Source organism: Haloferax marinum, assembly GCF_009674625.1.
GTDB classification, from domain to species: Archaea; Halobacteriota; Halobacteria; order Halobacteriales; family Haloferacaceae; genus Haloferax; species Haloferax marinum.
Genome location: NZ_WKJQ01000001.1, coordinates 364,925 through 388,445, shown reverse-complemented (window position 1 = coordinate 388,445; position 23,521 = coordinate 364,925). Strand labels below are relative to the sequence as shown.

General features: G+C 61.6%; 21 protein-coding genes. 12 read left to right on the top strand and 9 right to left on the bottom strand.

Going from position 1 to position 23,521, the window contains the following annotated elements; translation table 11 throughout:
* Positions 1-15 precede the first annotated feature (15 nt).
* From GJR99_RS01945 to GJR99_RS01935, 3 genes are all read right to left on the bottom strand, one after another.
* Positions 16-1,074: an ABC transporter permease gene (locus GJR99_RS01945; protein WP_151108994.1), complete on the bottom strand. Its 1,059-nt coding sequence runs from the start codon at positions 1,072-1,074 to the stop codon at positions 16-18.
* Complete coding sequence (locus tag GJR99_RS01940; protein ID WP_151113802.1) at positions 1,067-2,887, bottom strand: ABC transporter permease family protein; 1,821 nt, start codon at positions 2,885-2,887, stop codon at positions 1,067-1,069. Before GJR99_RS01940 ends, GJR99_RS01945 begins: the two co-directional genes overlap by 8 nt.
* 143 nt (positions 2,888-3,030) lie before the next feature.
* Positions 3,031-3,954 (bottom strand): ABC transporter ATP-binding protein, encoded by a 924-nt coding sequence (locus GJR99_RS01935; protein ID WP_151108993.1) that lies wholly within the window; start codon positions 3,952-3,954, stop codon positions 3,031-3,033.
* Between the two features lie 111 nt (positions 3,955-4,065).
* Between GJR99_RS01935 and GJR99_RS01930 the strand changes: the two genes are divergently transcribed.
* Both GJR99_RS01930 and GJR99_RS01925 read left to right on the top strand, forming a co-directional pair.
* A complete protein-coding gene (locus tag GJR99_RS01930; protein ID WP_151108992.1) occupies positions 4,066-4,281 on the top strand; it encodes a hypothetical protein in 216 nt (71 codons plus the stop codon).
* A gap of 37 nt (positions 4,282-4,318) precedes the next feature.
* Positions 4,319-4,855 (top strand): hypothetical protein, encoded by a 537-nt coding sequence (locus tag GJR99_RS01925; RefSeq protein ID WP_151108991.1) that lies wholly within the window; start codon positions 4,319-4,321, stop codon positions 4,853-4,855.
* A gap of 27 nt (positions 4,856-4,882) precedes the next feature.
* Here GJR99_RS01925 and GJR99_RS01920 read toward each other — a convergent pair whose 3' ends face one another.
* The gene (locus tag GJR99_RS01920; protein WP_151108990.1) at positions 4,883-5,743 is read right to left on the bottom strand and encodes a 3-hydroxyacyl-CoA dehydrogenase family protein; all 861 of its coding nucleotides are present in this window, start codon (positions 5,741-5,743) and stop codon (positions 4,883-4,885) included.
* A 115-nt stretch (positions 5,744-5,858) separates the two neighbouring features.
* On the opposite strand from GJR99_RS01920, the gene GJR99_RS01915 reads away from it, so the two are divergent.
* Positions 5,859-6,812, top strand: coding sequence for a DUF4332 domain-containing protein (locus GJR99_RS01915; RefSeq protein WP_151108989.1), 954 nt, complete (start codon positions 5,859-5,861; stop codon positions 6,810-6,812).
* 304 nt (positions 6,813-7,116) lie between these two features.
* Entirely contained in the window at positions 7,117-8,010 is an 894-nt protein-coding gene (locus tag GJR99_RS01910; RefSeq protein ID WP_151108988.1) for a class 1 fructose-bisphosphatase, read from the top strand.
* Positions 8,011-8,021: 11 nt separating this feature from the next.
* Here the strand turns inward: GJR99_RS01910 and GJR99_RS01905 are convergent, their stop codons facing one another.
* Complete coding sequence (locus GJR99_RS01905; RefSeq protein WP_151108987.1) at positions 8,022-9,332, bottom strand: hypothetical protein; 1,311 nt, start codon at positions 9,330-9,332, stop codon at positions 8,022-8,024.
* Between the two features lie 96 nt (positions 9,333-9,428).
* Here GJR99_RS01905 and GJR99_RS01900 point away from each other — a divergent pair, with 96 nt between their 5' ends.
* Positions 9,429-11,174 carry an acyl-CoA carboxylase subunit beta gene (locus GJR99_RS01900; protein WP_151108986.1) on the top strand — a complete coding sequence of 582 codons (1,746 nt, stop codon included), beginning with the start codon at positions 9,429-9,431 and terminating at the stop codon, positions 11,172-11,174.
* A gap of 47 nt (positions 11,175-11,221) precedes the next feature.
* Here the strand turns inward: GJR99_RS01900 and GJR99_RS01895 are convergent, their stop codons facing one another.
* Positions 11,222-14,368, bottom strand: a complete 3,147-nt coding sequence (locus tag GJR99_RS01895) for a DEAD/DEAH box helicase (RefSeq protein WP_151108985.1) — start codon at positions 14,366-14,368, stop codon at positions 11,222-11,224.
* A gap of 203 nt (positions 14,369-14,571) precedes the next feature.
* On the opposite strand from GJR99_RS01895, the gene GJR99_RS01890 reads away from it, so the two are divergent.
* A complete protein-coding gene (locus GJR99_RS01890) occupies positions 14,572-14,931 on the top strand; it encodes a DUF5658 family protein (protein WP_151113800.1) in 360 nt (119 codons plus the stop codon).
* Here the strand turns inward: GJR99_RS01890 and GJR99_RS01885 are convergent.
* Entirely contained in the window at positions 14,915-15,349 is a 435-nt protein-coding gene (locus tag GJR99_RS01885; protein WP_151108984.1) for a DoxX family membrane protein, read from the bottom strand. The two genes, GJR99_RS01890 and GJR99_RS01885, sit on opposite strands and share 17 nt — an antisense overlap.
* Before the next feature lie 78 nt (positions 15,350-15,427).
* Entirely contained in the window at positions 15,428-15,889 is a 462-nt protein-coding gene (locus GJR99_RS01880; protein WP_151108983.1) for a MaoC family dehydratase, read from the bottom strand.
* A 315-nt stretch (positions 15,890-16,204) separates the two neighbouring features.
* Here GJR99_RS01880 and gdhB point away from each other — a divergent pair, with 315 nt between their 5' ends.
* The 6 genes from gdhB to GJR99_RS01850 all read left to right on the top strand — a co-directional run bounded on the left by gdhB (position 16,205) and on the right by GJR99_RS01850 (position 22,555).
* Positions 16,205-17,491: a glutamate dehydrogenase GdhB gene (gene gdhB, locus GJR99_RS01875; protein ID WP_151108982.1), complete on the top strand. Its 1,287-nt coding sequence runs from the start codon at positions 16,205-16,207 to the stop codon at positions 17,489-17,491.
* A gap of 90 nt (positions 17,492-17,581) precedes the next feature.
* Positions 17,582-18,421 carry an HpcH/HpaI aldolase/citrate lyase family protein gene (locus tag GJR99_RS01870; protein WP_151108981.1) on the top strand — a complete coding sequence of 280 codons (840 nt, stop codon included), beginning with the start codon at positions 17,582-17,584 and terminating at the stop codon, positions 18,419-18,421.
* A gap of 144 nt (positions 18,422-18,565) precedes the next feature.
* Positions 18,566-19,819: a Glu/Leu/Phe/Val family dehydrogenase gene (locus tag GJR99_RS01865; protein ID WP_151108980.1), complete on the top strand. Its 1,254-nt coding sequence runs from the start codon at positions 18,566-18,568 to the stop codon at positions 19,817-19,819.
* Positions 19,820-19,970: 151 nt separating this feature from the next.
* The gene (pyrB, locus tag GJR99_RS01860) at positions 19,971-20,885 is read left to right on the top strand and encodes an aspartate carbamoyltransferase (protein ID WP_151108979.1); all 915 of its coding nucleotides are present in this window, start codon (positions 19,971-19,973) and stop codon (positions 20,883-20,885) included.
* The gene (gene pyrI / locus GJR99_RS01855) at positions 20,882-21,349 is read left to right on the top strand and encodes an aspartate carbamoyltransferase regulatory subunit (RefSeq protein ID WP_151108978.1); all 468 of its coding nucleotides are present in this window, start codon (positions 20,882-20,884) and stop codon (positions 21,347-21,349) included. Before pyrB ends, pyrI begins: the two co-directional genes overlap by 4 nt.
* A gap of 330 nt (positions 21,350-21,679) precedes the next feature.
* Positions 21,680-22,555 (top strand): alpha-amylase family protein, encoded by an 876-nt coding sequence (locus GJR99_RS01850; protein ID WP_151108977.1) that lies wholly within the window; start codon positions 21,680-21,682, stop codon positions 22,553-22,555.
* Positions 22,556-22,756: 201 nt separating this feature from the next.
* Here the strand turns inward: GJR99_RS01850 and GJR99_RS01845 are convergent, their stop codons facing one another.
* The gene (locus tag GJR99_RS01845) at positions 22,757-23,515 is read right to left on the bottom strand and encodes an SDR family oxidoreductase (RefSeq protein WP_151108976.1); all 759 of its coding nucleotides are present in this window, start codon (positions 23,513-23,515) and stop codon (positions 22,757-22,759) included.
* Positions 23,516-23,521 lie beyond the last annotated feature (6 nt).

Genomic DNA, 23,521 nt, shown 5'->3' with positions numbered 1-23,521 from the left:
GCCGAACCGGGGTCGTCAGTCGAGTTCGTTCGGGTCGACACCGTCGACGACGAGTCGGAGACCGACCAGCGAGACGAGACCGACGACACAGAGACCGACGACTGCCAGACGAGCGTCGAGTCCGGCGGTTCCGAGCGCCAACCTCGCCGCCGTGTTCGTTGGATTGAGCGGGAGCAACGACGTCCCTGCGAAGACGAGGAGGACGCCAATCGAGTAGAGTAACTGGGCGATGCGGCGGTCCGGTGCCGTAATCGAGACTGTCGCACCGAGCGAGACGACCACCGCTGCGAGGCCGGCGACCATGCCGAACAACCACGCGACGTTCTCGATACCGGTGCCGTTGAGTCTGAGGAGATACATCCACGCGATAGCCTGAATCGGGGCGAGGCCACCTGCGGCGAGCACCTTGCCGTCGACGACGGCAGAGAAACTCACTGGCGCGACGCGGAGGAGTTCGAGCGTCCCCCGAGCGACTTCCTCGGTCAGCGAGTCCACGACTAGCGACCCGGCGATGAAGACGGGGAGGAACAACAGCAGTGGGACGAGCACCGTGTAGGTGAAACTGAAGTAGGGACTCGCCTCTGTCGCCGGTGGAAGCGGCAGTGGGTTCGTCGTCAGTGACGCACTTCGCTGAGCGCGTTCGGTGCGTTCCAGCGCACGAAGGGCGTCGCGCAGTCGGACGACCACCGCCGTCGTCTCCACGCCCGAGTCTGGAGCGACCGCGACGAGGTGTATCCGACCTTCGGAACCTGTCGATGCCTCGACGACCGCGTCTACCTGGCGCTCCTCGAAGGCCGTCATCGCCGCGTCTGTCGATGGGTACGTCCGACCGGCCAGCCCTGATTCGCCGTCGATTGCCGTGAGCAGGTCGGTGACCGCTTCGTCGCCACCGGTGACTGCCACGTCGACCTGATAACTCGCTGCACCTGGGTCGTACAGCGAGACGAGGCCGACGACGAGGAACGACGAGAAGGCCGCGACGAACAGTTGGATGGCCAACGCCAGCACGATGGTCTTCTCCTTTCGGAGAGACCCGAGTTCGCGCCGCGCGATGGCGAGTCGTGGATTACCCAAGGGCGTTCACCACCTGCATGTTGTAGACGACGTGAATGCCGATTGCACCCACGAGTGCGAGCCCGTAGGCCGATTTGCCCTGCCTCGCACCGAGTGCAGTCACGCTGGCCGTCACGGCGTGGAGCACGAGTGGCGCGACGAGCAGTCCTGCGGCGGTGGCGATACCGATTCCAGAGGGTGCGAACGCCGCCTGTCCAAGCGTGAGCGACGGGAGTCCGACGAGTTGGACGATAGCGGTGAACTTCTCGCCGAGGAAGAAGCCAAGTCCGGAGAGGCCGCCGAGGAGGAGCGACACGCGAACGGTCCGGGCGAATCGCGCCTTCTCGAAGGCGGCGTAGATGTGCATGCTCTTGGCGAGTTCTTCGACGATTGCGACGGCGACGAGGACGAGCGGAACCGTCACGTCCACGGGGAGGACGAACAGGACGGCGATTGCGAGCAGTTCCGCGATGAAGACGAACGGAATCGACAGCGCAGAGAGCGTCGCAATCGACCGTGGTCGGGAGATACGACTGTCCAGCGCGTCGAGGAACTTCAGCGGGACCGACCGCTGGGTGAACATATCCTCTTCGCGGTAGACACCGGTTCCGAGGAGGAACAACACGAGTGCCGCGACGAGGATGGGGCCGACCGAGAAGGCGAAGTCGCCGAGTGGGATTGCGTCGCCACCCAAGTCGCGAACGACGAGCGTCAACGGCGAGATGAGCGCGATGGGCGTCACGTTCGTGAAGATAGCCGGGACGAAGGTGTACGTCGTCAAGAAGACGGAGACGGTGACCGTGACGAAGGTGAGTTCCTTGAACGAGCGCGCGAACATCGCGCCGACGAACGTCGACGAGAGGAACAGCAACCCGATGGGGATGACGGCCGCAACGGAGACGGGACCGCCGCCGATAGCTGCCGCGATGACGACGGTGATGCCGACCATTCCAGCGAGGTACGGGAGGGTCTTTCCGGCGACGATGTCGCCCGGTGCGATGGGTGCGACGAGCAAGAGTTCGCCGCGGCGGTTCACGCGTTCGTTGAGGATGCTCGACCCGTACGCCTGAATCACGAAGTTCATCGGGACGAGGAAGGCAAAGGCGAGGACGAGCGACGCGAAGGGAAACGGCGGACTGATACTCGCGGGCGACCCGCTGGTGTCGCCGCCGAAGATGCCCGCCATGCCGCCGAGCGACGACGCGCCGAGACTGCTGTCGTCGGCGGACGCGACCGCGGTCGAGTCAGCTCCAGACCCAACTGACCCGTCTCCATCGCTCGCTCCGGACGACGAGTCTGTTCCAACTGTCCCTGTCGTGCCCGACGAGTCTCCGGACCCGCCGACAGCGTCCGACCCGCCGCCGACACCCGTCCCGTCACCAGACCCACCGTCGACTCTGCTACCGGGTGGGACTAACGCGCCGCGTTCGCGATACTGGAGGTCGACGACGACTGGAAACGCCGCAGATTGGTTCGGTTCGCGCGCCATCTGGCGTTCGTTGTACGACTGGACCGCCTCGCGGAACGCCTGATACGCCGCCCTACTCGTCTGTGTCTCTTTGACCGAGACGTGTGTGTTGCTCACGACGATTTCGACGTTCGGGTCCGAGAGTGGGCGTGGTTCGAGGACCGACGACTGCTCGACTGCGTCGTAGTACGCGCTGTCCGAATCGATTCCGACCCGGTAGAGGTCCTGGTCGATAGCGACGCCGCTTCCGACGGCACCCGCGGCGATAGCGACGGCGACGAGTGCCCCAATCAGTCCGAGTGCGATGGTCTTGCGGTCGACGGTGCCGGCCGAGCGCGACACCTCCCACTGAGCGATGCGGGCGATTGCACGGAGGTGTGCGGCGAGACGCGTGCGGAGGCCACTGACTCGACCACCGGCCGAATCGTTCGCTGTCGAACCGTTCGCTGTCGAATCGTTCGCTGTCGAACCGTTCGCTGTCGAATCCTGTCTCTGCGATGGACGGTCGGTCACGACCGACCGCGACCCCCTTCTGCGGCGCTCGTCGTCGGTGACTCACGAGCGAGACGGAGGAAGATATCTTCGAGCGACGCCTCGTCGGTTCGGATATCGGCCACGCGCCCGCCGGCGGATTCGGCCGCCTCCCGAATCTCCTCGACCGTCGCCATGTCGGCTACTTCCGCGACGAATCGGTCACCCTCGGGTTCTGTCGCTGGGAAGCCGTCGGTCGCCGAGAGTTCGACCGTCGTGTAGACGTGATACGTCGTCTCGCCGTGTTCTGCGCGAATCTCGGGGACCGTCCCACGGGCGATTATCTCGCCGCGATTGAGGATGACGACGCGGTCACAGACCGATTCGACGTGGAACAGGTTGTGGGCGCTGAAGACGACGGTCTTGCCTTCGTCGCGGAGCTCACGGACGAACTCGAGGACGACGTTCGTCGTCAGGGGGTCGAGTCCACTCGCGGGTTCGTCGTAGATGAGCAAATCGGGGTCGTTGACGAGTGACCGGGCGATTGCCACCTTGCGCTTCATACCCTTCGACATGTCGCCGATGCGTCTGTCGCGGTATTCGAGGTCCAACCTGTCGAGGACTTCGTCGGTTCGCTCGTCGGCGACGTCGCGTGGGACGTCGTAGAGGTCTGCGAAGAATCGGAGATACGACCGGGGTGTCATATCTTCGTAGAGCGGTGACTCCTCGGGGAGGAAGCCGAGTTTCCGGCGCATCGCAGGGTCTTCGGGGTCGAATCCGAGGACCTCCGCCGTGCCGGAGGTGGGTTCGACGAGTCCGGCGAGCATCTTCAGCGTCGTCGTCTTGCCCGCGCCGTTGGGGCCGACGATGCCGAACACCTCGCCAGACTCGACCGAGAAGTCACTGCCCACGACGGCGGGGAAGTCGCCGTAGGTCTTCCGCAGGTTCTCGACCGTTATCATTGCCAGACCTTCACGCGGGATTGGATAAAAGGGTTCGCGCAGGATTTCAGAACTGATAGAGTTCCTCTCTGCAGGACAACAGTTTCGTGCTCCGGTTGCAAATGGGGAGATATGCCCGCAGACGACTACCTTACGCCGACGTTCGTCCTCTTCGTCGGGGGATTCGTCGCCGCAATCTTCTTCTTCGGTGCGATTCTGGCGTACGTCGCCAGCGGTGGCGTGGAGGCGGTATCTGGGTTGGCGCTGGGGTTAGCAGGGATTGGTGGGGTGTTCCTGGTCGTCGGCGTCGTGGGTGCAGTGGTGATGAAATTGCGGGACGGCAACTGAGCAGAAGACACTTACGCGGTTCCTGTCAGCGATTCGTATGGACGGACTCGGACGCCGACGGTTCCTCGGCGCGCTCGGCGGGATGGCGATGCTCGGAGGAACCGCCGGGTGTCTCGGACGCGGTTCGATACTCGGGTCTGACGAGACAGAACCGGAGTGGCCGTCAGTGCCGTCGCCCCAAAACATCCCCGACGACGCCACGACCGAACGGACGTACGTCATCGGACGACGCGGCGTCGATAACGTGTTCTTTGGAAAACCAATCGGAGTCGTCATCGCCAACGCGACTGCATCGAAAGTCGAAGCAGAAATTCTCATCGAGCGGTACGGCGCATATCGGTGGACGCCAAAGCTCGAAAGTCGCCACGAACTCAAGCCGAGTTCAAAAATCAGATTCCTCCTTTGTGACCCCGCGAAATACCGGATTCGGCTCTCGACGCCAGACCACGAAGCCGAAAAGCAGATACCAAAATCAGATTTCGACTGCAACGACAAGGTGTACAGCCTCGTCGTGACCGACGACGGGATAGACCAATCGTCTATCTCGACGACGATGGGATGTGGCCCCTTCTAATCGACCCGAACGCCGATTCTCGGCGGTTCAGTCGTACTCGTAGAAGCCTTTTCCAGTCTTCTTGCCGAGGTCACCGGCGGCGACTTTGCGCTTGAGTAGGTACGCCGGTTTGTACCGGTCGCCGAGTTCCTCGAAGAGCGTCTCGGACGCGTCCAGACAGATGTCGAGACCGATGTGGTCGGCGAGGGTGAGCGGTCCCATCGGGACGTTCGTGCCGAGCGTCATCCCGCGGTCGATGTCTTCCTTGGAGGCGACGCCCTCGTCGTAGGCGCGGATACCCTCGTTCAGCCACGGCATGAGGATGCGGTTGGTGACGAATCCGGGCTTGTCGTCGGACTCCCACGTCTCCTTGCCGAGGTCTTCGGAGAACTCGTGAGCGAACTCGACGACTGCCGGGTCGGTCTTCTCGCCGCGGACGACTTCGACGCCCTTCATGATGGGAACCGGGTTCATGAAGTGGAGGCCGACGACCTGTTCGGGGCGGTCTGTCGCGGAGGCGATAGTCGTAATCGAGAGCGTACTCGTGTTCGTGCCGAGAATGACGTCGTCGGGGAGGGTTTCGTCGAGGTCCGCGAAGATAGACTGTTTGATGTCCATGTTCTCGACCGCGGCTTCGACCACGAAATCACACGCCGCGAGGTCGTCGAAGTCGGTCGTGCCAGTGATGCGGTCTTTGGCCGCCTCGGCTTCCGATTCGCTCAGTCGCTCTTTCGAGACGAACCGCGAGAGACTGTCGTCGATGGCCGAGAGGCCGCGTTCGACGTACTCAGTCTCCAAATCGCGCATGACGACGTCGTACCCCGACATCGCCGCAACCTGTGCGATTCCGTTGCCCATCGTCCCTGCGCCGACGACGCCGACCGTCTCGATATCGTTCATTCCACGCATGCGCTGGACTCCGCAAGGTGGCAAGGTAAAACTTGCCGACCCGTCCAGAATAATGACAAATTCGTGACTTTCACGGAAACAGTCAAGTTACGTCCCAGAATGGTGTCAACCAACGGTGACTGGCGAGAACGATACGGGCACACATGATGCGGACGGTGAAGAGGCGCACCCAACGGGCACTGACGAAGCGAACGCAACCCCACTAACTGACGAAGAGAACGCAACTCCCCTAACCGACGACGAGAACGCAACCCCACTGACCGACACCGACGACGAGGACGGAAACCACCCATCGGACACTGACGAAGCGATAGAGCACCTGCTCAAGCCCCATTCAGAGTCCGAAACGGACCCCGTCCCGGAAGAACTCCAGGATTTGAAGTTCGTCGGGCCGGCGACCGAAGAACTTCTGGAATCGTCGGATATCGACGTCGAGTCCATCGTCGATGGAGACGTATGCTACCGCGACCTCGTCGAAGCAGGGGTCAACCCAGGCGTCGCAGCCAAGATTCGGCGGTGGCACTCGTTGGCGTGGTCGTTCAACTCCGGGGACGACTTGGACCGACGGTCCACACAAGTACGCGGACTCGGCGACGACGAACGCGCGTGGGTCGCAGCGAGCTCCGGGACGTGGAAGGAAGACGAAGACGACACCGCGTCGGGAGATTGGTCTCCGAGCGGCGCGTCGTCGGAGACGACCACCGCGGACGACGGACCGACGAGAGACGGTGACTGGACGCCCAGTGGGGAGCCGACGGGTTCGAACAGCGACCGTACCCACAACGTGACGCAGGGTGGTGACTGGACACCGAGCAACAGCGGCACGACTGCTGACGGGTCGGGAGACGCGGTCGCCGCCGAAGCGGCGTGGCGCGAACGGTCGAAACCGACGCCACTCACGACACTCGACGGTATCGACGAAGACGACGCCGAACTCCTCGCCGAAGCGGGCGTTCGGTCGGTACGCCGCCTCGCGACGTCGGACCCCGAACACGTCGCGGACGCACTCGAAGCCGACGAGGAGACCATCCGCGAGTGGAAAGCACAGGCACTCGACGCCGTCAAGTAACTCGCCGACTCGACCAGTCGCCATCTGAACTTTTACTATCTGAGTAGTAATACACAATCGTTCAGTACTCCTCCGAAATTTGGATTTCTGGGCCCTCAAATGCCCAAACTCGATATCAGGGCCGAACCACATATAGACACAGATTTTATATATTTGGTTACCCCAATTTGAACCAGATAATGTCTGGTGCCGATACCATCGCCGCCCGTTCGCAGGCGGGCCCCACGTCTTCGAAAACGCCCGGTTCCCGTCTCGTCGGGACCGCGGCGCGCGCGCCGAGTCTGTACTCCGAGAGGTACCTGTAATGGCGACGAAAGACATCAACACCGCAGATTCCGCGAGCGACACGAGAACCATCGACGAGATCGTCGACGTCATCGCGACCACCGCGCCGGAGATTCGAACTGGACTCCCTGGCCGCCGTGTCGCCTCGGAGGTACAGAACCCCAGCGGAGAGACGCAGATGGCTGCCGACGTCTTCGCCGACGACTTACTCTGTGAGCGAATCGGCGCACTCGACGGCGTTGGCGAATACGCGAGCGAAGAGCGACCCGAGTCGATAGACGTCGGTACGGGGTCGCTGTCGGTCGCCGTCGACCCACTCGACGGGTCGTCCAACCTGAAACCCAACAACACCATGGGGACCATCTTCGCCGTCTACGACGCGCCGCTTCCTGCGAACGGCCGCGACATCGTCGCCGCTGGCTACGTCCTCTTCGGTCCCGTGATGACGATGATTATCGCCCGTGGTGGCACCGTCGACGAGTACGTCATCTACGACGACGCGACGTACGAACTCATTCGCGAAGACATCTCGGTACCCGACGAAGGCAGTGTCTACGGTTTCGGTGGCCGCGTCCCCAACTGGACCGAGGAGTTCGAAGCGTTCGCCCGTGAAATCGAGCAGGACGCCTCTCGGAAACTCCGCTACGGCGGGTCGATGATTGGCGACGTGAATCAGATTCTCACGTACGGCGGCATCTTCAGCTATCCCGCTCTCGAATCGGCACCCGAGGGCAAACTCCGTGTCCAGTTCGAAGGCTACCCCATCGGCTACGTCCTCGAAACTGCTGGTGGCGCGTCCTCGGACGGCGAGAAGTCGCTCCTCGACGTGGATAAACCAGACCTCCACGCACGCACGCCACTCCACATCGGCAACACGAACCTCATCGCGAAACTCGAATCCGCGCTGGACTGAATCGCACTGGGCTACTGACCGAGTTCGTTTTCGACGGCGTCGACGAGTTCTGTAGCCGTCGGTTTCGCCGCCTCGGCGAGCGTGCACGCGGCGACGTAGTGGGCGTACGCCTGTGTCGCAAACTTGGTGGTTCGGGCCCCAGTTCCCCGCGCTTCGTTGGCGACGTTCTCGAGGTCCCGGTCACCGTCGATGGCTTTGAACTGTGCCTGTCGAAGACAGGTTTGCTCGAGTGGACCATCGACCTCCGAACTCGCCTGCTGGAGTGCCTTGATAGCCGCACGCCGAGACGAGACGAGCGCCTCGGTCGACTCTGGAACCGATACCGTGTCAGTGTCGAGTATCTCCCGTGCGGTGAGTCGTTGTCGCCGCCATCGGAGGTTCGAGAGTGCCGTTGCCGGACGGTCCGCGCCGAGCGCCTCCCGAACGTCTCGCGGTGGCCTGACGGACAGTTCGGCGAGCACCTCGCGGACGACCCATGGGTCGTCGTCCGGAACCGGCGTCACCGACTCGATGTCCGCCTCGGTCGTTTCGAGGAGACTCCGCGCCGCGGCGGCCATCGGGTCTCGAAGCGAGGGCGTTCCCTCGAAGACCTGTCCACGCTGTCCGTCGACGACGGCGTTCGCGTCCGCGAGTGCCGCACGGGCGTGTGCGGTTTCACCCGCAGCAGCGGCGAACAGTCGAGCGCGTTTCTCGTCGTCGTCGGTGCTGTCGACACCGTCCAGTGCCCGGTCGACCGATTCGAGCGAGGACGTCGCTTCGAGCAGAATGTTCTCAGTCTCGCCGGCGACGTAGATGCCGACCGAAATCGTCGTCGCCCGATACTCGACGGCAGTCCACGAACGGGCGAGCACACGGCCCAGGTCTGCGTGCTGTTCTCGAAGGGCGTCAGTCTCGGTTCGTTCCACGGCGACATCGAGCCATCCGTGACCGTTTCCGAACGTACTTCGTGCCTCTCGGAGCCTCCGCATCGCGTCGGTGAACTGCTGTTGGGTGCTCTCAGAGATGGCTTTCCGACCCCACTTCAAGTGGTTCGACGCTCGCTCGACAGAGGGGTCGTCCGGTGAGACGTCGTCCGGGAGCGAGGACAGACGCTCGGCGAGTGCCGACGCGCTTCGTCCCGCGGTGTCACGTGCGCTCCCGAGGTAGCCGACGGGGAGCGGAAGGCCACCCGGTGGGATTCGTGATATCGGGTCTTCGAGCACCGTTTCGAGCGCTGTCGCGTCGTACTTCAGGCGGCCGAGACAGCCGGCGCCACCGGCGAAGGCGGCGGCACCCGTCGCGTGGAGGAACGAACGTCGAGAGGGAGACCAGGGAGGGGACATGCCCGGAGTGTTTCCTCAGGTGACACATGCCTGTTTCGGACAGGTGGCAAATCGTGCATGGAAAACCATTTTGAATTCGGCATCGCATGCCTGAGTATGAAGGTCAGAATCGGTGACGGCGCGACTGGCGAAGAAGCCGAAGCCATCGCGAGTGCGCTGGCACGGCACCTCGCGACCGACGTAGACGTCTTCGTCGGTGACGGCGAGGAGGCCGTCGCGAACGCCGAACCGCCTGCGGATACCTTCCCGCTCGACGACGATTTAGAACCGACCGAGCGCGAAGAAAAACTCCGCGAGGAGATCGCCGACATCCTCGGTGGAGGTCCGGAGAAGTACAAAGACCGACTCCCCGACGCGGGCAAACTGTTCGTCCGCGACCGTCTGGACCTCTGGTTCCCCGATGGATTGAAATTCGAAGACGGGAAGTTCGCCAACTTCGACTCGTGGCACGAGAACTCACCCGAAGTCGACGAAGCGGACCCGAACTCCCGTCTCCCTGGTGACGGTCTGCTCACCGGTGCTGCCGAGTTCGAAGGCCGAGACCTCCACTTCATGGCCAACGACTTCACCGTGAAGGCAGGGTCGATGGCCCGGCGTGGTGTCGAGAAGTTCCTCCGGATGCAACAGCGTGCGCTCAAGACCGGAAAACCGGTGTTGTATCTGATGGACTCCTCCGGTGGGCGCATCGACCAACAGTCTGGGTTCTTCGCGAACAGGGAGGGAATCGGGAAGTACTACTACAACCACTCGATGTTGAGTGGATACGTCCCGCAAATCTGTGTGCTCTACGGGCCGTGTATCGCCGGTGCGGCGTACACGCCAGTCTTCGCCGACTTCACCATCATGGTCGAAGGCATGTCCGCGATGGCCATCGCCTCGCCACGGATGGTGAGGATGGTCACCGGTGAGGAGATTTCGATGCAGGACCTCGGCGGGGCGCAGATGCACGCACAGGAGTCGGGGAGCGCCGACCTCGTCGCCCGCGACGAAGAACACGCCCGAGAACTCGTCGCACAACTCATCACGTATCTCCCGAACAAGGCGGGCGAGAAACCACCCCGGTCGGAACCGAAACCACCGCGATATTCGCCCGACGGTATCGACGAACTCATCCCCGAATCGCCGAACCGCCCGTACGACGTCCACGACCTGATAGAGCGCGTCGTCGACGCCGAGTCGATGTTCGAACTCAAACCCGACTACGGGAAGGAGATAGTCACCACGTTCGCCAAAATCGACGGTCGACCGGTCGGCATCGTCGCCAACCAACCCACCGAGCGTTCGGGCGCAATCTTCCCCGACGCCGCAGAGAAGGCCGCCGAGTTCATCTGGACCTGTGACGCCTACGAGATTCCGTTGCTCTACCTCTGTGACACGCCGGGATTCATGGCCGGGTCACAGGTGGAAAAAGACGCCATCTTGGAGAAGGGAAAGAAGTTCATCTACGCCACGTCGTCTGCGACGGTGCCCAAGCAGACGGTCATCGTTCGCAAAGCATACGGCGCAGGTATCTACGCGATGGGTGGCCCCGCGTACGACCCCGACAGCGTCATCGCACTCCCCTCTGGCGAAATCGGCATCATGGGACCGGAAGCCGCTATCAACGCCGTCTACGCGAACAAACTCGCCGCCATCGACGACCCCGAAGAGCGCAAGCAACGCGAAGACGAACTCCGCGAGGAGTACCGCGAAGATATCGACGTCCACCGGATGGCGAGCGAAGTCGTCATCGACGAAATCGTCCCGCCGTCGAAGCTCCGCGACGAACTCACGAATCGCTTCGAGTTCTACGCCTCCGTGGAGAAGTCGCTGCCGGACAAGAAACACGGCACCGTTCTGTAATAATACGGCACCGTTCTGTATTCGGTACCGTCGGTGTCGCGACGGAGTCAATCGAGTCGGACGATTTCGGAGTCGGCGGTGAGTTTCAGTTCACCCTTGCGTCTGGACACGTAGTTCTGGAGGGATTCGAACCGGTAGGTCTCCCCTCTCTCGACTTCGTCGGCGAGAGAGTGAATCCACGTGACGAGAGTCGTCTCGTAGGACCCGCAATCGACACCAAGTTTGGTGGGCGTATCCCCGTGGCCCGGCGAGACGTACTGGACGACCGCTTCTACACTCTGAACGGAGGCATCTACGACGTCGACTCCCTGGTCGAACGAATAGACGTACCGTGAGATAGCATCCGACCGAGTGACGATGTTGAGCGTCTCTTCGGTCCGGGTCATCGCGACGTAGAAGAGTCTGCGTTCTTCTTCGTAGTGGTCGAGTGTCTCGTCGATGGCTGGTCGGAGCCCTTCGTTCGTCCGTGGTTCCATCGGAATCCCATTTTCTCTATCGTCGACAGCGTGGGCGAGGATGACACACGGTGCTTCGGTCCCTTTCGACCTGTGAACCGTCTGGAACGTCACGGAAGCACCGTCGTCAGCGGACCCGGTAAACGGTATCCCCCGAGCGTTGAAGTGGGACTCTATCGTCGGGTTCGGCCCGTAGTTGGTTCGCGTGAGGACCATCACGTCGCCGTAGTCGAGCCCGTCATCGACGGCATCTTCGACCATATCTGCGACGTACGACCCGATTCGGTCGTCGTAGGGACCGGACAGTCGATGGAGCACAGGTGGGTCTCCGTCGTCGGCGTGCGCGTCGACCTGTTTGGTCGTCGCTTCGTCACTGTCGAGCATCACCGACGCACTGGCTCGGACCACGCTTGGGGGACACCGATAGTTGGTTTCGAGTGTGGTCCGCGAACTCTCTTCGAAGCGTGACTCGAACTCACGGAAGAACGCGGGCTTCGACCCACGGAACCCGTAGATGCTCTGCCAGTCGTCACCAACCGCAAACAGGTGTGTCTCGGGGCCAAGCAGTGCCTGGATAAAGTCGAGCTGCCGTTCAGAGACGTCCTGAAACTCGTCGACGAGTACGTGCTCGAAGCGCGTCTCGTATCTGCCCGGAAACTCCCGGACGAGCTCTGTCGCGCGTTCTATCGTGTGGTCGTGGTCGATTGGATGGTCACGACTCGCTCCGACCGCCAGATACACTTCGAGAAGTGCAGCGGCGGCGTGTGCCGCGTGGTGTTCTTCGATATCCGCCTTATCTGTTCTCTCGCGCAACTCTGCTGGAGAACGGCCGAAACTTCGAGCCTCCTTGAACATCTCCCGAATGTAGCCGTCAGAATCGCCGAGCGCCGAACGGAATTTGTCGAACTCTCGCATCCACTCTGGAGCGGTGTCTCGATGCGCGTCCGCTTCGAAAACGGCGTCGAGGAAGTTCTCCGTGCCGTCTTTGAGCCGACCTCGCTCTATCGTGTCGAACGTCGACCGAGAGATGATATCACGGGCGAACGAGTGAATCGTCATGATGTTGAGGCGCTCGGAGTCGATTCCACCGATTGCGTCGGTGACTCGCGTCCGCATCTCTTCGGCAGCATCGCCACCGAAGGTGATGGCGAGGATGTCGTCCAGTTGCGTCCCCGTCCGGTAGAGATACCGGATACGACGAGTGAGCGTGAGCGTCTTCCCGGTCCCCGCACTCGCGTCGACGAGATTGTGCGGTTCGTTTCGGACGACTGCGAGCGTCTGCTTGTCGTCGAGTGGCCCGTGTTCTGTGGTGAAGACGTCGGGGTACGTCTCGACTTCGTGGTCGACGAACCGTGACTCGTACTCGTCGAGTACGAGTTCTCTGTCGTCGATGTGTGAGTCGAGGTCGAGGTACCGGAGGTGTGCTGGCTCTGGAACGGGGCCAGATGCTGATTCGAGCACCTCACCGACCGCTTCGACCGCGTCCCGAGCCGCAGACAACTCGTCGCGGAGGTGTCTCTCGACGCGTGCTTCGAGGTACCGGTCGTGGTCTTCGTACGGTTCGAAGGCGTCTTCGAACGTGTCCACCGCGGATTGTGCAGCATCGAGTCGGTTCCGAAGGTCGTCTGTCGTCCGCACGTAAGCGAGGGCGTCGTCGAACTGTTTCGAAAACTTCCCCACCGTCTGATACTCCGGGGCGGTGAGATACCGGTCGTGTTTCGCACGGATTTCCGTGAGGGCAGCGAGGTCGTGGGAAATCTTTTGAATTTCGTCGACCGAGAGGTCGATTTCCGGCCACGACCGACTCGCACGGGCCGCCGTCAGTGAGGACAGTTTTGGTTGGTGTTCATCGTAGAATGCGTCCCTGAGCGGGACGAACTCGGTTCGGACTTCGTCTCGCTTCCGTTTCACCGAGGCTTTCTTTTCGAGGTAGTCGAATTCCAGAATACGCTCCGCAGCGAGCGCGAGCGGTTTCGGAAGATGGTCGACGATTCGTTCGAGCGTGTTTCGGTTCTGCTTCAGTTCGGAAAATCTGGGGTAGGTGTCGATTCCACGCCGTTTTGTATCACCTCGCACACCGGTCGTTCGAGCACGAACCGAGTCGTCGTCGGTGATTTTCACGTACTCGTCCCAGACATCAGACGGCGTTGGGTCAGTCCCGAGAGATTCTCTTGCCATCCGTCGCCACTGGTCGAAGCTGTTCATGTGTTCTCGAAACTTCGAGAGCGCGGCGTCTGCACCTTGTGAGTCGTGTTTCTGTCCTCGGACCACGAACGCACAATGTGGGCACGAGAGTGCGTCCACCGTCGTTCCACCGTCCGTCACGAGACGTTGGTCGACCTCAGACGCAGTGGCGTGTCGTTCGACCAGTTCGAGACGACAGGACGGACACGCCCGATGCGAGAAATCTGCCGACCCGTCTTGGAAGTACTGACAGACCCACAAGACACCGTCTTGTTCTATCGCGCCCTCGACGACGACACGGGGGTCGACGAGTCCGATGTGCACGCCGAGCTGCCGAGCGTTATCGGTGAACGCGTCCCACAACGTCTCGTCTTCCTCAGCGACCCACCAAGCGAACCCGGCAATCGAACCAGTAGAGAGTACGATAAGCGCGATGTTCGCCACCCACCCGAGCGAGGAGAGATAATCGAAATTCGCAACAGTCCCAACGAGAATCCACCACAGACCGACCGTTGCGACGAGAGACCATTCCAATCGTCGGTGTGTGTTCGACATCTACTGTCACTCTATTGTTGACTAGATTAAGACAGATATTCACGGCAAATTTTACACCAGAAATGCGACAATTAAATCGCTGCCGGCTCGAAGGTTAATACTCCGTTTTTCCGGCAGATAACGTCTCGATAACTGACCTAAGCAGTCGATACTGACGACGGTAGGGCCCGACTTGGTATATGTCGCACGTCGTTGCGCAGATAATGAGCCACGGGTCCCCGCCGGTCGAAACACCGAAAGCACTCCTTTCTCACGTCGTCAGTGACGACAACATCCTCTGGGTCGTGACGATGCTGGCATTGGTTCTCGACGTGTTGACGACCCTCTACGGACTCGGACGAGGGTTGGCTGAACTGAACCCCGTCGTACTCGCGCTCATCCCGAGTTTTGGCCCCGTCGGAGCGCTCCTGATTCTGAAACTGGTCGTGCTCGCCGTCGCTCTCGTCGCGTGGACGGTGCTGCCGAACCGCTACCGAGCAGCGATACCGATTGGTGTCGCCGTTCCGTGGGGCGTCGCCGGACTGATGAACACGCAACTCATCCTCATCACGCTGTTCGGGTAGAGCGGCGGAGCGAACTGACCACGACGGCCCATGCCAGTCCAGCGAGGCCGATGTCGCGGACGAGAACGTCTCCAAAGAGGCCCCCTTCGAGCACGAACACGACACAGAGATACAGAACCGTCGCTGTGAGCGAGACGCCAGCGACGGCGCTCGCGAAGGCAGTGTATCTGTCTGTGAGAATCGCCATTCCGAATCCGATTTCGAGAACACCGTTGACGAGCATGAACGTGAGTGGTGTGACGACGAGCAGTGGTGCAAGCCACTCGACGACGTAGACAGTCCACGCGAGTGGGTCCAGAAGTTTGTGGACTCCTGCCGTGAGTACCATCAGGCCGAGGCTGACCCGTGCGATAGTGGATGGATGGGGGGCACTCGTGGCGACCGCAGAGAGGCGGTCTGACAAGCCATCGAACTCCATGAGTTGGCTACTGACGCGAGACCCAAAGAGATGTACGGAGGCGAGACGGTGGTCAGTGAGGCGACTCGAGCCGACGACTCACTCCGTCTCGACGTGTTCTTTCTTCAGGGAGAGGGCCGTTCGCTCGAACTCACAGACCAGGTCGTCGTGCTGATTGAACACTTCGACTTTCATCGTCACGATACCGCGTTCGCCGTCAGAGGTCTCGCGTTTGTCGAGAACGGTCGACTGTACGCGAAGGGTGTCGCCGTGGAACACCGGGTTCGGGTGCGACACGTCGTCGTAACTGAGGTTGGCGACTATCGTGCCGTCCGTCGTGTCTGGGACGGAGATGCCGACGGCGAGACTCATCGTGTAGAGTCCGTTGACCAAGCGCTCTCCGAACTGGGTGTCCGCGGCGAACTCCGCGTCGAGGTGGAGCGGTTGCTGGTTCATCGTCATATCGCAGAACTGCTGGTTGTCGGACTCGGAGATTGTTCGACGCTTTTCGTGTTCGATGGTCTGGCCGACTTCGAACTCTTCGTAGTAGAGACCGGTCATGTTCGTGGGTGTGTAAGACCATGATAAAGCCGTGACGGTCGGTGGAGGCCACGTATAACGCCGTGACAGTCAGTGGAGGCCGCGTATAACGCCGTGACTGTCGGGGGAGGCCACGTATAACGCCGTGACTGTCGGGGGAGGCCACGTGGCGTGACAACTATTGCCCCGAGCGTAAGGGAATAATAACCGTTATAATTATCCACCGTCCAAAATCGCGAATACACCCGTTGGCCGCCGTAAGTCGGCGTCCAGTGGCCGTGTGCGACAAAACCGGGCCGACCGGCATCGCCGGTGAAACGCCGGTACGAATGCACTATGGCACCCGCAGCATCACCCACAGCAAAAGACGACGAATCGGCCGAAGAGACAGCACTCGAAACAGCCCGACGGCAACTCAAGCGCGCGGCGGCACATCTCGACGTCGACCCTGGAGTAATCGAACGGCTCAATCACCCCAATCAGGTCCACCGTGTCTCCGTCCCGCTGGAGCGCGACGACGGGACGACCGAAGTCTACACTGGGTACCGTGCCCAGCACGACAGCGTTCGTGGTCCATACAAGGGCGGCCTTCGGTTCCACCCGGACGTGACCGAAGACGAGTGTATCGGACTCTCCATGTGGATGACGTGGAAGTGCGCCGTGATGGACATCCCATTCGGCGGTGGCAAGGGCGGTATCGTCGTCAACCCCAAGGACCTCTCGCTCGACGAAAAGGAGCGACTCACCCGGCGGTTCGCAGAAGAACTCCGTCCGTTCATCGGCCCAACCAAGGACATCCCAGCGCCCGACATGGGCACCGACGCCCAGACGATGGCGTGGTTCATGGACGCCTACTCGATGCAGGAAGGCCAGACGCAGGCCGGTGTCGTCACGGGCAAGCCACCAGTCGTCGGTGGAAGCAAGGGTCGTGACACGGCCCCCGGTCGCTCGGTCGCAATCGTCGCACGCGAAGCAATCGATTACCTCGGATGGGATATCGAGGATACGACCGTCGCCGTTCAAGGGTTCGGTTCAGTCGGCGCTCCGGCCGCACGACTCCTCGACGACTACGGTGCGACGGTCGTCGCCGTCTCCGACGTGAACGGCGCAATCTACGACCCCGAGGGCCTCGACACCCACGACGTGCCGACTCACGAGGAAGAACCGGAAGCCGTGATGAAGTACGACGCACCGCAGAAGATTTCGAACGAGGAACTCCTCGAACTCGACGTCGACGTGCTCATCCCCGCGGCAATCGGGAACGTGCTGACCGCAGGGAACGCCGACGACGTGCAGGCGGAACTTATCGTCGAAGGTGCAAACGGTCCGACCACCTCGGCCGCCAGTGAGATTTTCGAAGAACGTGGCATCCAGGTCGTCCCCGACATCCTCGCCAACGCCGGCGGTGTCACCGTCTCGTACTTCGAGTGGTTGCAGGACCTCAACCACCGCTCGTGGTCGCTCGAACGCGTCCACGACGAACTGGAGACCGAGATGCTCCGTGCGTGGGACGCCGTCCGCGAGCAAGTCGAGGCGCAAGACGTCACGTGGCGCGACGCCGCCTACATGGTCGCACTCGAGCGCGTCTCTGCCGCTCACGAACACCGCGGACTCTGGCCCTAACTGCGAGACTGCCCGCTGCCATCGCACGCTGATTTTCCCGCGGACACGACAGCAGATTCATCACGATTCGATTCGACCTCTCACGCAGGTATGCCACGACGGAGCGTCCTGTTCTCACCCGGTGATAGACCCTCGTTGATGCGAAAAGCCCCCGCTGCCGGTGCCGACGTGCTCGTCTTCGACCTCGAAGACGCAGTCGCTCCGGAGCGAAAGACAGAGGCACGAGAGGCCGTCGTCGAGGTGCTCTCAGACCCTGATTACGACCCCGACGCAGAAGTCGCGGTTCGCGTGAATCCGGGTGACGCGGGTCTCGACGACGTGGAGGCGATTTGTGTCGACCATCCACCCGACGCACTCGTGGTTCCCAAGGCGACGAGTGCCGACGACGTGACCCGCGTCGCAGACGCCGCGCGTGCGGTCGGTGCCGACTGTCCAATCATCGCCATCGTCGAGAACGCCGCCGGCGTCCTCGCCGCGCCGGAGGTTGCTGCGGCCGACGCGACGACGGCACTCATCTTCGGTGCGGAAGACTTCGCGGCCGACGTGGGTGCGACACGGACGGACGAGGGGACAGAGGTACTCTACGCCCGCGAGCGAGTCGTCGTCGCGGCCGCGGCAGCAGGTATCGACGCGATAGACACGCTCCACGTGGACTACCGCGACGACGACGGCCTGCGCGACGACGCCCGGTTCAGCCGCCAACTCGGATACGACGGAAAGCTAGCTATCCACCCGACACAGGTTCCGATCATCAACGATGCGTTCTCTCCTGACCCCGAAGACGTTGCGTGGGCGAAGAAGGTGCTTCGGGCCCGAGACGAAGCAGACGCTGAGGGCCGAGGCGTCTTCGGCGTGGACGGTGAGATGATAGACGCTCCGCTCGTCAAGCAAGCCGAGAACATCCTCGACCGAGCAGACGAGTCGTACTAATTTTAACATCCACCACACAGTTCAAAGAACTAAATAACGAACGTTGTATACATTGGAACCTTATACCACAGGGTATGCATACCATCATTATAGTATGGTAAAAATTCCGCTACGCTTAAACGGATGCCACGTTGGTATTAAGGCATGGCACAAGAGGCGAATCCATTCGAGAGTTTACAGGAACAAATCGACGACGCGGCAGCATACCTCGACGTGCGCGACGACGTCATCGAACGTCTGAAAAATCCCGAACGAGTCCTCGAAACCAACCTGTCCGTCGAGATGGACGACGGCAGTATCGAACTCTTCCGAGCCTACCGGTCCCAGTTCAACGGTGACCGAGGGCCGTACAAAGGCGGAATTCGCTATCACCCAGGCGTCACACGCGACGAAGTGAAGGCGCTTTCGGGGTGGATGGTCTACAAATGCGCTGTCGTCGACATCCCGTACGGCGGCGGCAAGGGTGGAATCGTCATCGACCCCAAGAACTACAGCGAGGGCGAACTCGAACGCGTCTCCCGGTCGTTCGCCAAGGAACTTCGTCCGTTCATCGGCGTCGACCGCGACATCCCCGCGCCCGACGTGAACACCGGGCAGCGCGAGATGAACTGGATCAAAGACACCTACGAGACCCTCGAAAACACCACGGCCCCCGGCGTCATCACGGGCAAGGCGCTGGACAACGGTGGCAGCGAGGGCCGCGTCGAAGCGACGGGTCGCTCGACGATGCTCACCGCCCGTGAGGCGTTCAAATACCTCGACCGCGACATCGAAGGCGCGACCGTCGCCGTACAGGGCTACGGGAACGCTGGTTCTGTCGCCGCCAAACTCATCGAGGACCTCGGTGCCAACATCGTCGCTGTCTCCGACTCCTCCGGTGGTATCTACAACTCCGACGGCCTCGACGCCCGCGACGTCAAGGCGTTCAAGAACGAGACTGGGTCTGTGTCGGGATACGAGGGCACCGAGTCCCTGACGAACGACGAACTGCTCACGCTCGACGTAGACCTGCTCGTCCCCGCAGCACTCGAAAACGCCATCGACGGTGACCTCGCGAAGGACGTGCAGGCCGACATCATCGCAGAGGCGGCTAACGGTCCGCTCACACCCCGTGCCGACGACGTACTCACCGAGCGCGGTGTCCACGTCTTCCCCGACATCCTCGCCAACGCCGGCGGTGTCACCGTCTCGTACTTCGAGTGGGTCCAGAACCGCCAGCGCTTCTACTGGACCGAAGAGCGCGTCAACGACGAACTCGAACGCGTCATCGTCAACGCCTTCGACACCCTCGTCGACGCCTACGAGAAACACGACCTGCCGAACTTCCGCACCGCCGCCTACGTCGTCGCCATCCAGCGCGTCGTCAACGCCTACGACCAGAGCGGTAACTGGCCCTGAACTCGGCCACGTAACCGTCTGAGCGTCCTGTCGCGCCTCGTGACGCTCGAAACTTTTTGCCTCGGTCGAGAATACTGTACACAGGAGTGTATATCACACACGCCGACCGATGCCGGGAGATTCAAGTCGGTGTGGGTCTCTCACTTCATCGATGCGTCAGGACCACCTCATCTCCGCGGCAGACCTCTCGCGGGAGGATATCGAGGCGGTGCTCGACCACGCGGCTGAAATCGATGCGAATCCGGCGGCGTTCCGGCAACGACACGCCGGGAAAGTTCTTGGGCTCTGTTTCTTCGAACCGAGCACACGAACACGGATGAGCTTCGACACCGCGATGAAACGCCTCGGCGGCCAGACGGTCGATATGGGACCGGTCGAGTCGTCGTCGGTCAAGAAAGGTGAGACGCTCGCCGACACCGTGCGTGTGGTCGAAGGCTACGCCGATAGCCTCGTCCTTCGCCACCCGAGCGAGGGTGCCGCTCAGATGGCGTCCGAGTTCGTCGACGTGCCGCTCATCAACGCGGGCGACGGCGCGGGTCAGCACCCGAGTCAGACCCTCCTCGACCTCTACACCATCCGGGAGAACGCCGGCCTCGACGACCTCACCATCGGTATCATGGGCGACCTGAAGTACGGCAGAACCGTCCACTCGCTGGCCGAAGCGCTCACGAACTTCGACGCGCGTCAGCACTTCGTCAGCCCCGAAAGCCTCCGCTTGCCACGAAACGTCCGATACGACCTCCACGCGTCGGGGTCGCAAGTCAAAGAACACACCGAACTGGACGAGGTTCTCCCCCAACTCGACGTCCTCTACGTGACGCGCATCCAGCGCGAGCGCTTCCCGGACGAGAACGAGTACCGAAAGGTGGCCGGGGAGTACCAAATCGACATGGAGACGCTCGAAGCGGCGTCCGACGACCTCACCATCATGCACCCGCTTCCACGCGTCGACGAAATCTCGTCCGACATCGACGAGACGGACCACGCGAAGTACTTCGAACAGGCACACAACGGCATTCCCGTCCGAATGGCACTGTTGGACATCCTCCTCTCACAAGACCGATGACAGAGAACCACGAACTCCGCGTCTCGAAGATTCAAAACGGTACCGTCATCGACCACGTCGCCGGCGGGCAGGCACTCAACGTCCTCGCCCTCCTCGGCATCGACGGCACGAGGGGAGAGACGGTCTCTGTCGGGATGAACGTCCCATCGGACCGTCTCGGCCGCAAAGACATCGTCAAGGTCGAAGGACGCGAACTGAGCCAGTCCGAAGTGGACGTCCTCTCGCTCATCGCGCCGGCGGCGAGCATCAACATCGTCCGCGATTACGAAGTCGTCGAGAAGAGTCGCGTCGTCCGCCCGGAGACCGTCTCCGGAATCATCTCGTGTCCGAACACGAACTGTATCTCGAACGCCGACGAACCCATCAAAGCTCGATTCACCGTCCTCTCCGACGGTGTCCGGTGTGATTACTGCGACACCATCGTCCGCGAAGACGAAGTCGCAGCCAACCTCGACGTCAGCTAACTCTCCTCTGTCGGTGTCTGCTGGACACCCGTTTCGGACGACGTTCCACTGCGCCAACAGTTCATGTCGTAATCACTTAGTGGGCCGCAGTCGTACACAGTAGTATGTCCAAGAAAGCGAAACTCGTACTCGTTCTGGCAGTCGTTGCACTCCTGTACACCGTCTTCTCCGGTGACGGAGAGTCGGTCGAAGTCGAAATCGAAGAGTAACCGCCGTCGCCACCCGGTTCCCGATTCTTTGCGTCACGCTCCACGCCGACTGACGAGTGTCGTCTCGCCGGCCAGCGACAGGAGCGAACGACTTACCCGACGGCCACCCGAACGGGGAGACATGTACGGGGTCGTCACGCGCAACGAAGACGAAATCGACTGGCCCGAATTCGACCGCGGATTCTACGAAGTCAAAGACGTAACCGGCCGGGCGGCCGAACCGCTCTCGAACGCCGTCAACATGATATCCTGTTTCGGCGACAACGCCGCCGCGAACGAGAGTCCCGAACTCGTCCCCGTCGACGCCGACGGCAACCTCGCCACGCGCGACCGGACGTACTTCGACTGGGCGTACATCTGCCCGACCAACGAGAAGTACCGCGCTGGCCTCCTCGAAATCGTCGAGGACGCCGCCGCCGCGAACGGCGACGTCCGACTCGACGACGTGGGATTCCCCCGCGACGAATACTGCCACTGTGACCGCTGTACGCGACTGTTCGGCGAGTGGGCAGACGAACACGAGAGAGACCCAGAAGACGACGAGGCGTGGTTCGAGTGGCGCACAGAGGTCATCACCGACTTCGTCGCCGACGCGGCAGACCGAATCCCCGGCCGGCTCTATCTCACCCTCTACCCCGACCCCTATCCCGGCCATCTCCACCGACGCGCCGGGCTCGACGTCGAGGCGCTCTCCGACTACGTCGACGAGTTCGTCGTCCCCCTCTACGACCTCGACTACGGAACGACCTACTGGCTCGAGACCATCGCGAGAGGGTTCGTCTCGCTGCTCGACCCGTACGATGTGGATTTCTCTATCGAACTGTACGCCGTCGACGTCGACGTAGACAACCTCGTCCACGCTATCGAAGTCGCCGACGAGTACGCCACGGACGTGTTGTTCGGCTACGACGCGAGCAACGCCGCCGCGACACTCCGCCGGATGACCGCAGACGGAAAAGAAGGCAAGACCTTCCGACCAGAAGACGCGACGCGCTGAGCCGACAGCTCTCTCTTCAAATGGTGCCGGAGAGGAAGCCGATGACCACGATTCCGAGGAGGAAGATGAGCGTCGCAACCGCAAACAGGGCGAACATGAGTCGCCGTTGTCCACTCGTCGATTGTGCCATGTGAACACCTCAGTGCTGAGGCTATTTATCTGAGTCGGCAGACCAGCCGGTGAAAATGGTGAGAGAACGGGCTACGGAACGACGTACCCACCGTCGACGACCATCGGGTGGCCGGTGACGAACGAGGCGTCGTCGGAACAGAGGTAGACGACGGCACTCGCTATCTCTTCGGGTTTCCCGAGACGGCCGATAGGTTCGTCCTTCAGCAGTGCCGCTTTGGCTTCCTCGTTACCCGCGGTGAAGCGCTCTACCATCGGCGTCTCGATGACACCGGGGAGCACGGCGTTGACCCGAATATTGTCGGTTGCCACCTCGAGGGCGGCAGACCGAGTGAGACCGATGACGCCGTGTTTCGCCGCGTAGTAGTGCGAGAGATTCGGGGCACCAGTCATGCCCGCGACAGAGGCCGTGTTGACGATTGCGCCACCACCGCGGTCCAAGAGGCGCGGAATCTCGTATTTCATGCTGAGGAACACGCCAGTGAGGTTGATGTCGATGACTCGCTGGAAGTCTTCGAGGTCCATCTCCGCGATGGACCCGACTTCCCCTTCGATACCTGCGTTGTTGTGCGCGAAGTCGAGGCCACCGTACGTGTTCACCGTCTCGTCGACGAGTCGTGCGACGTCGGACTCCTTCGAGACGTCTGCCTGGATGAACACGGCTTCGCCACCGTCGTTCTCTATCTCACTGACGACCTGATTGCCAGCGTCTACCTGAACGTCTGAGACGACTACGTTTGCACCCTCTTCTCCGAAACGGAGTGCTGTTGCGCGACCGATACCTGATGCACCACCCGTGACGAGGGCGGTTTTTCCTTGGATACCTTTCATACTACC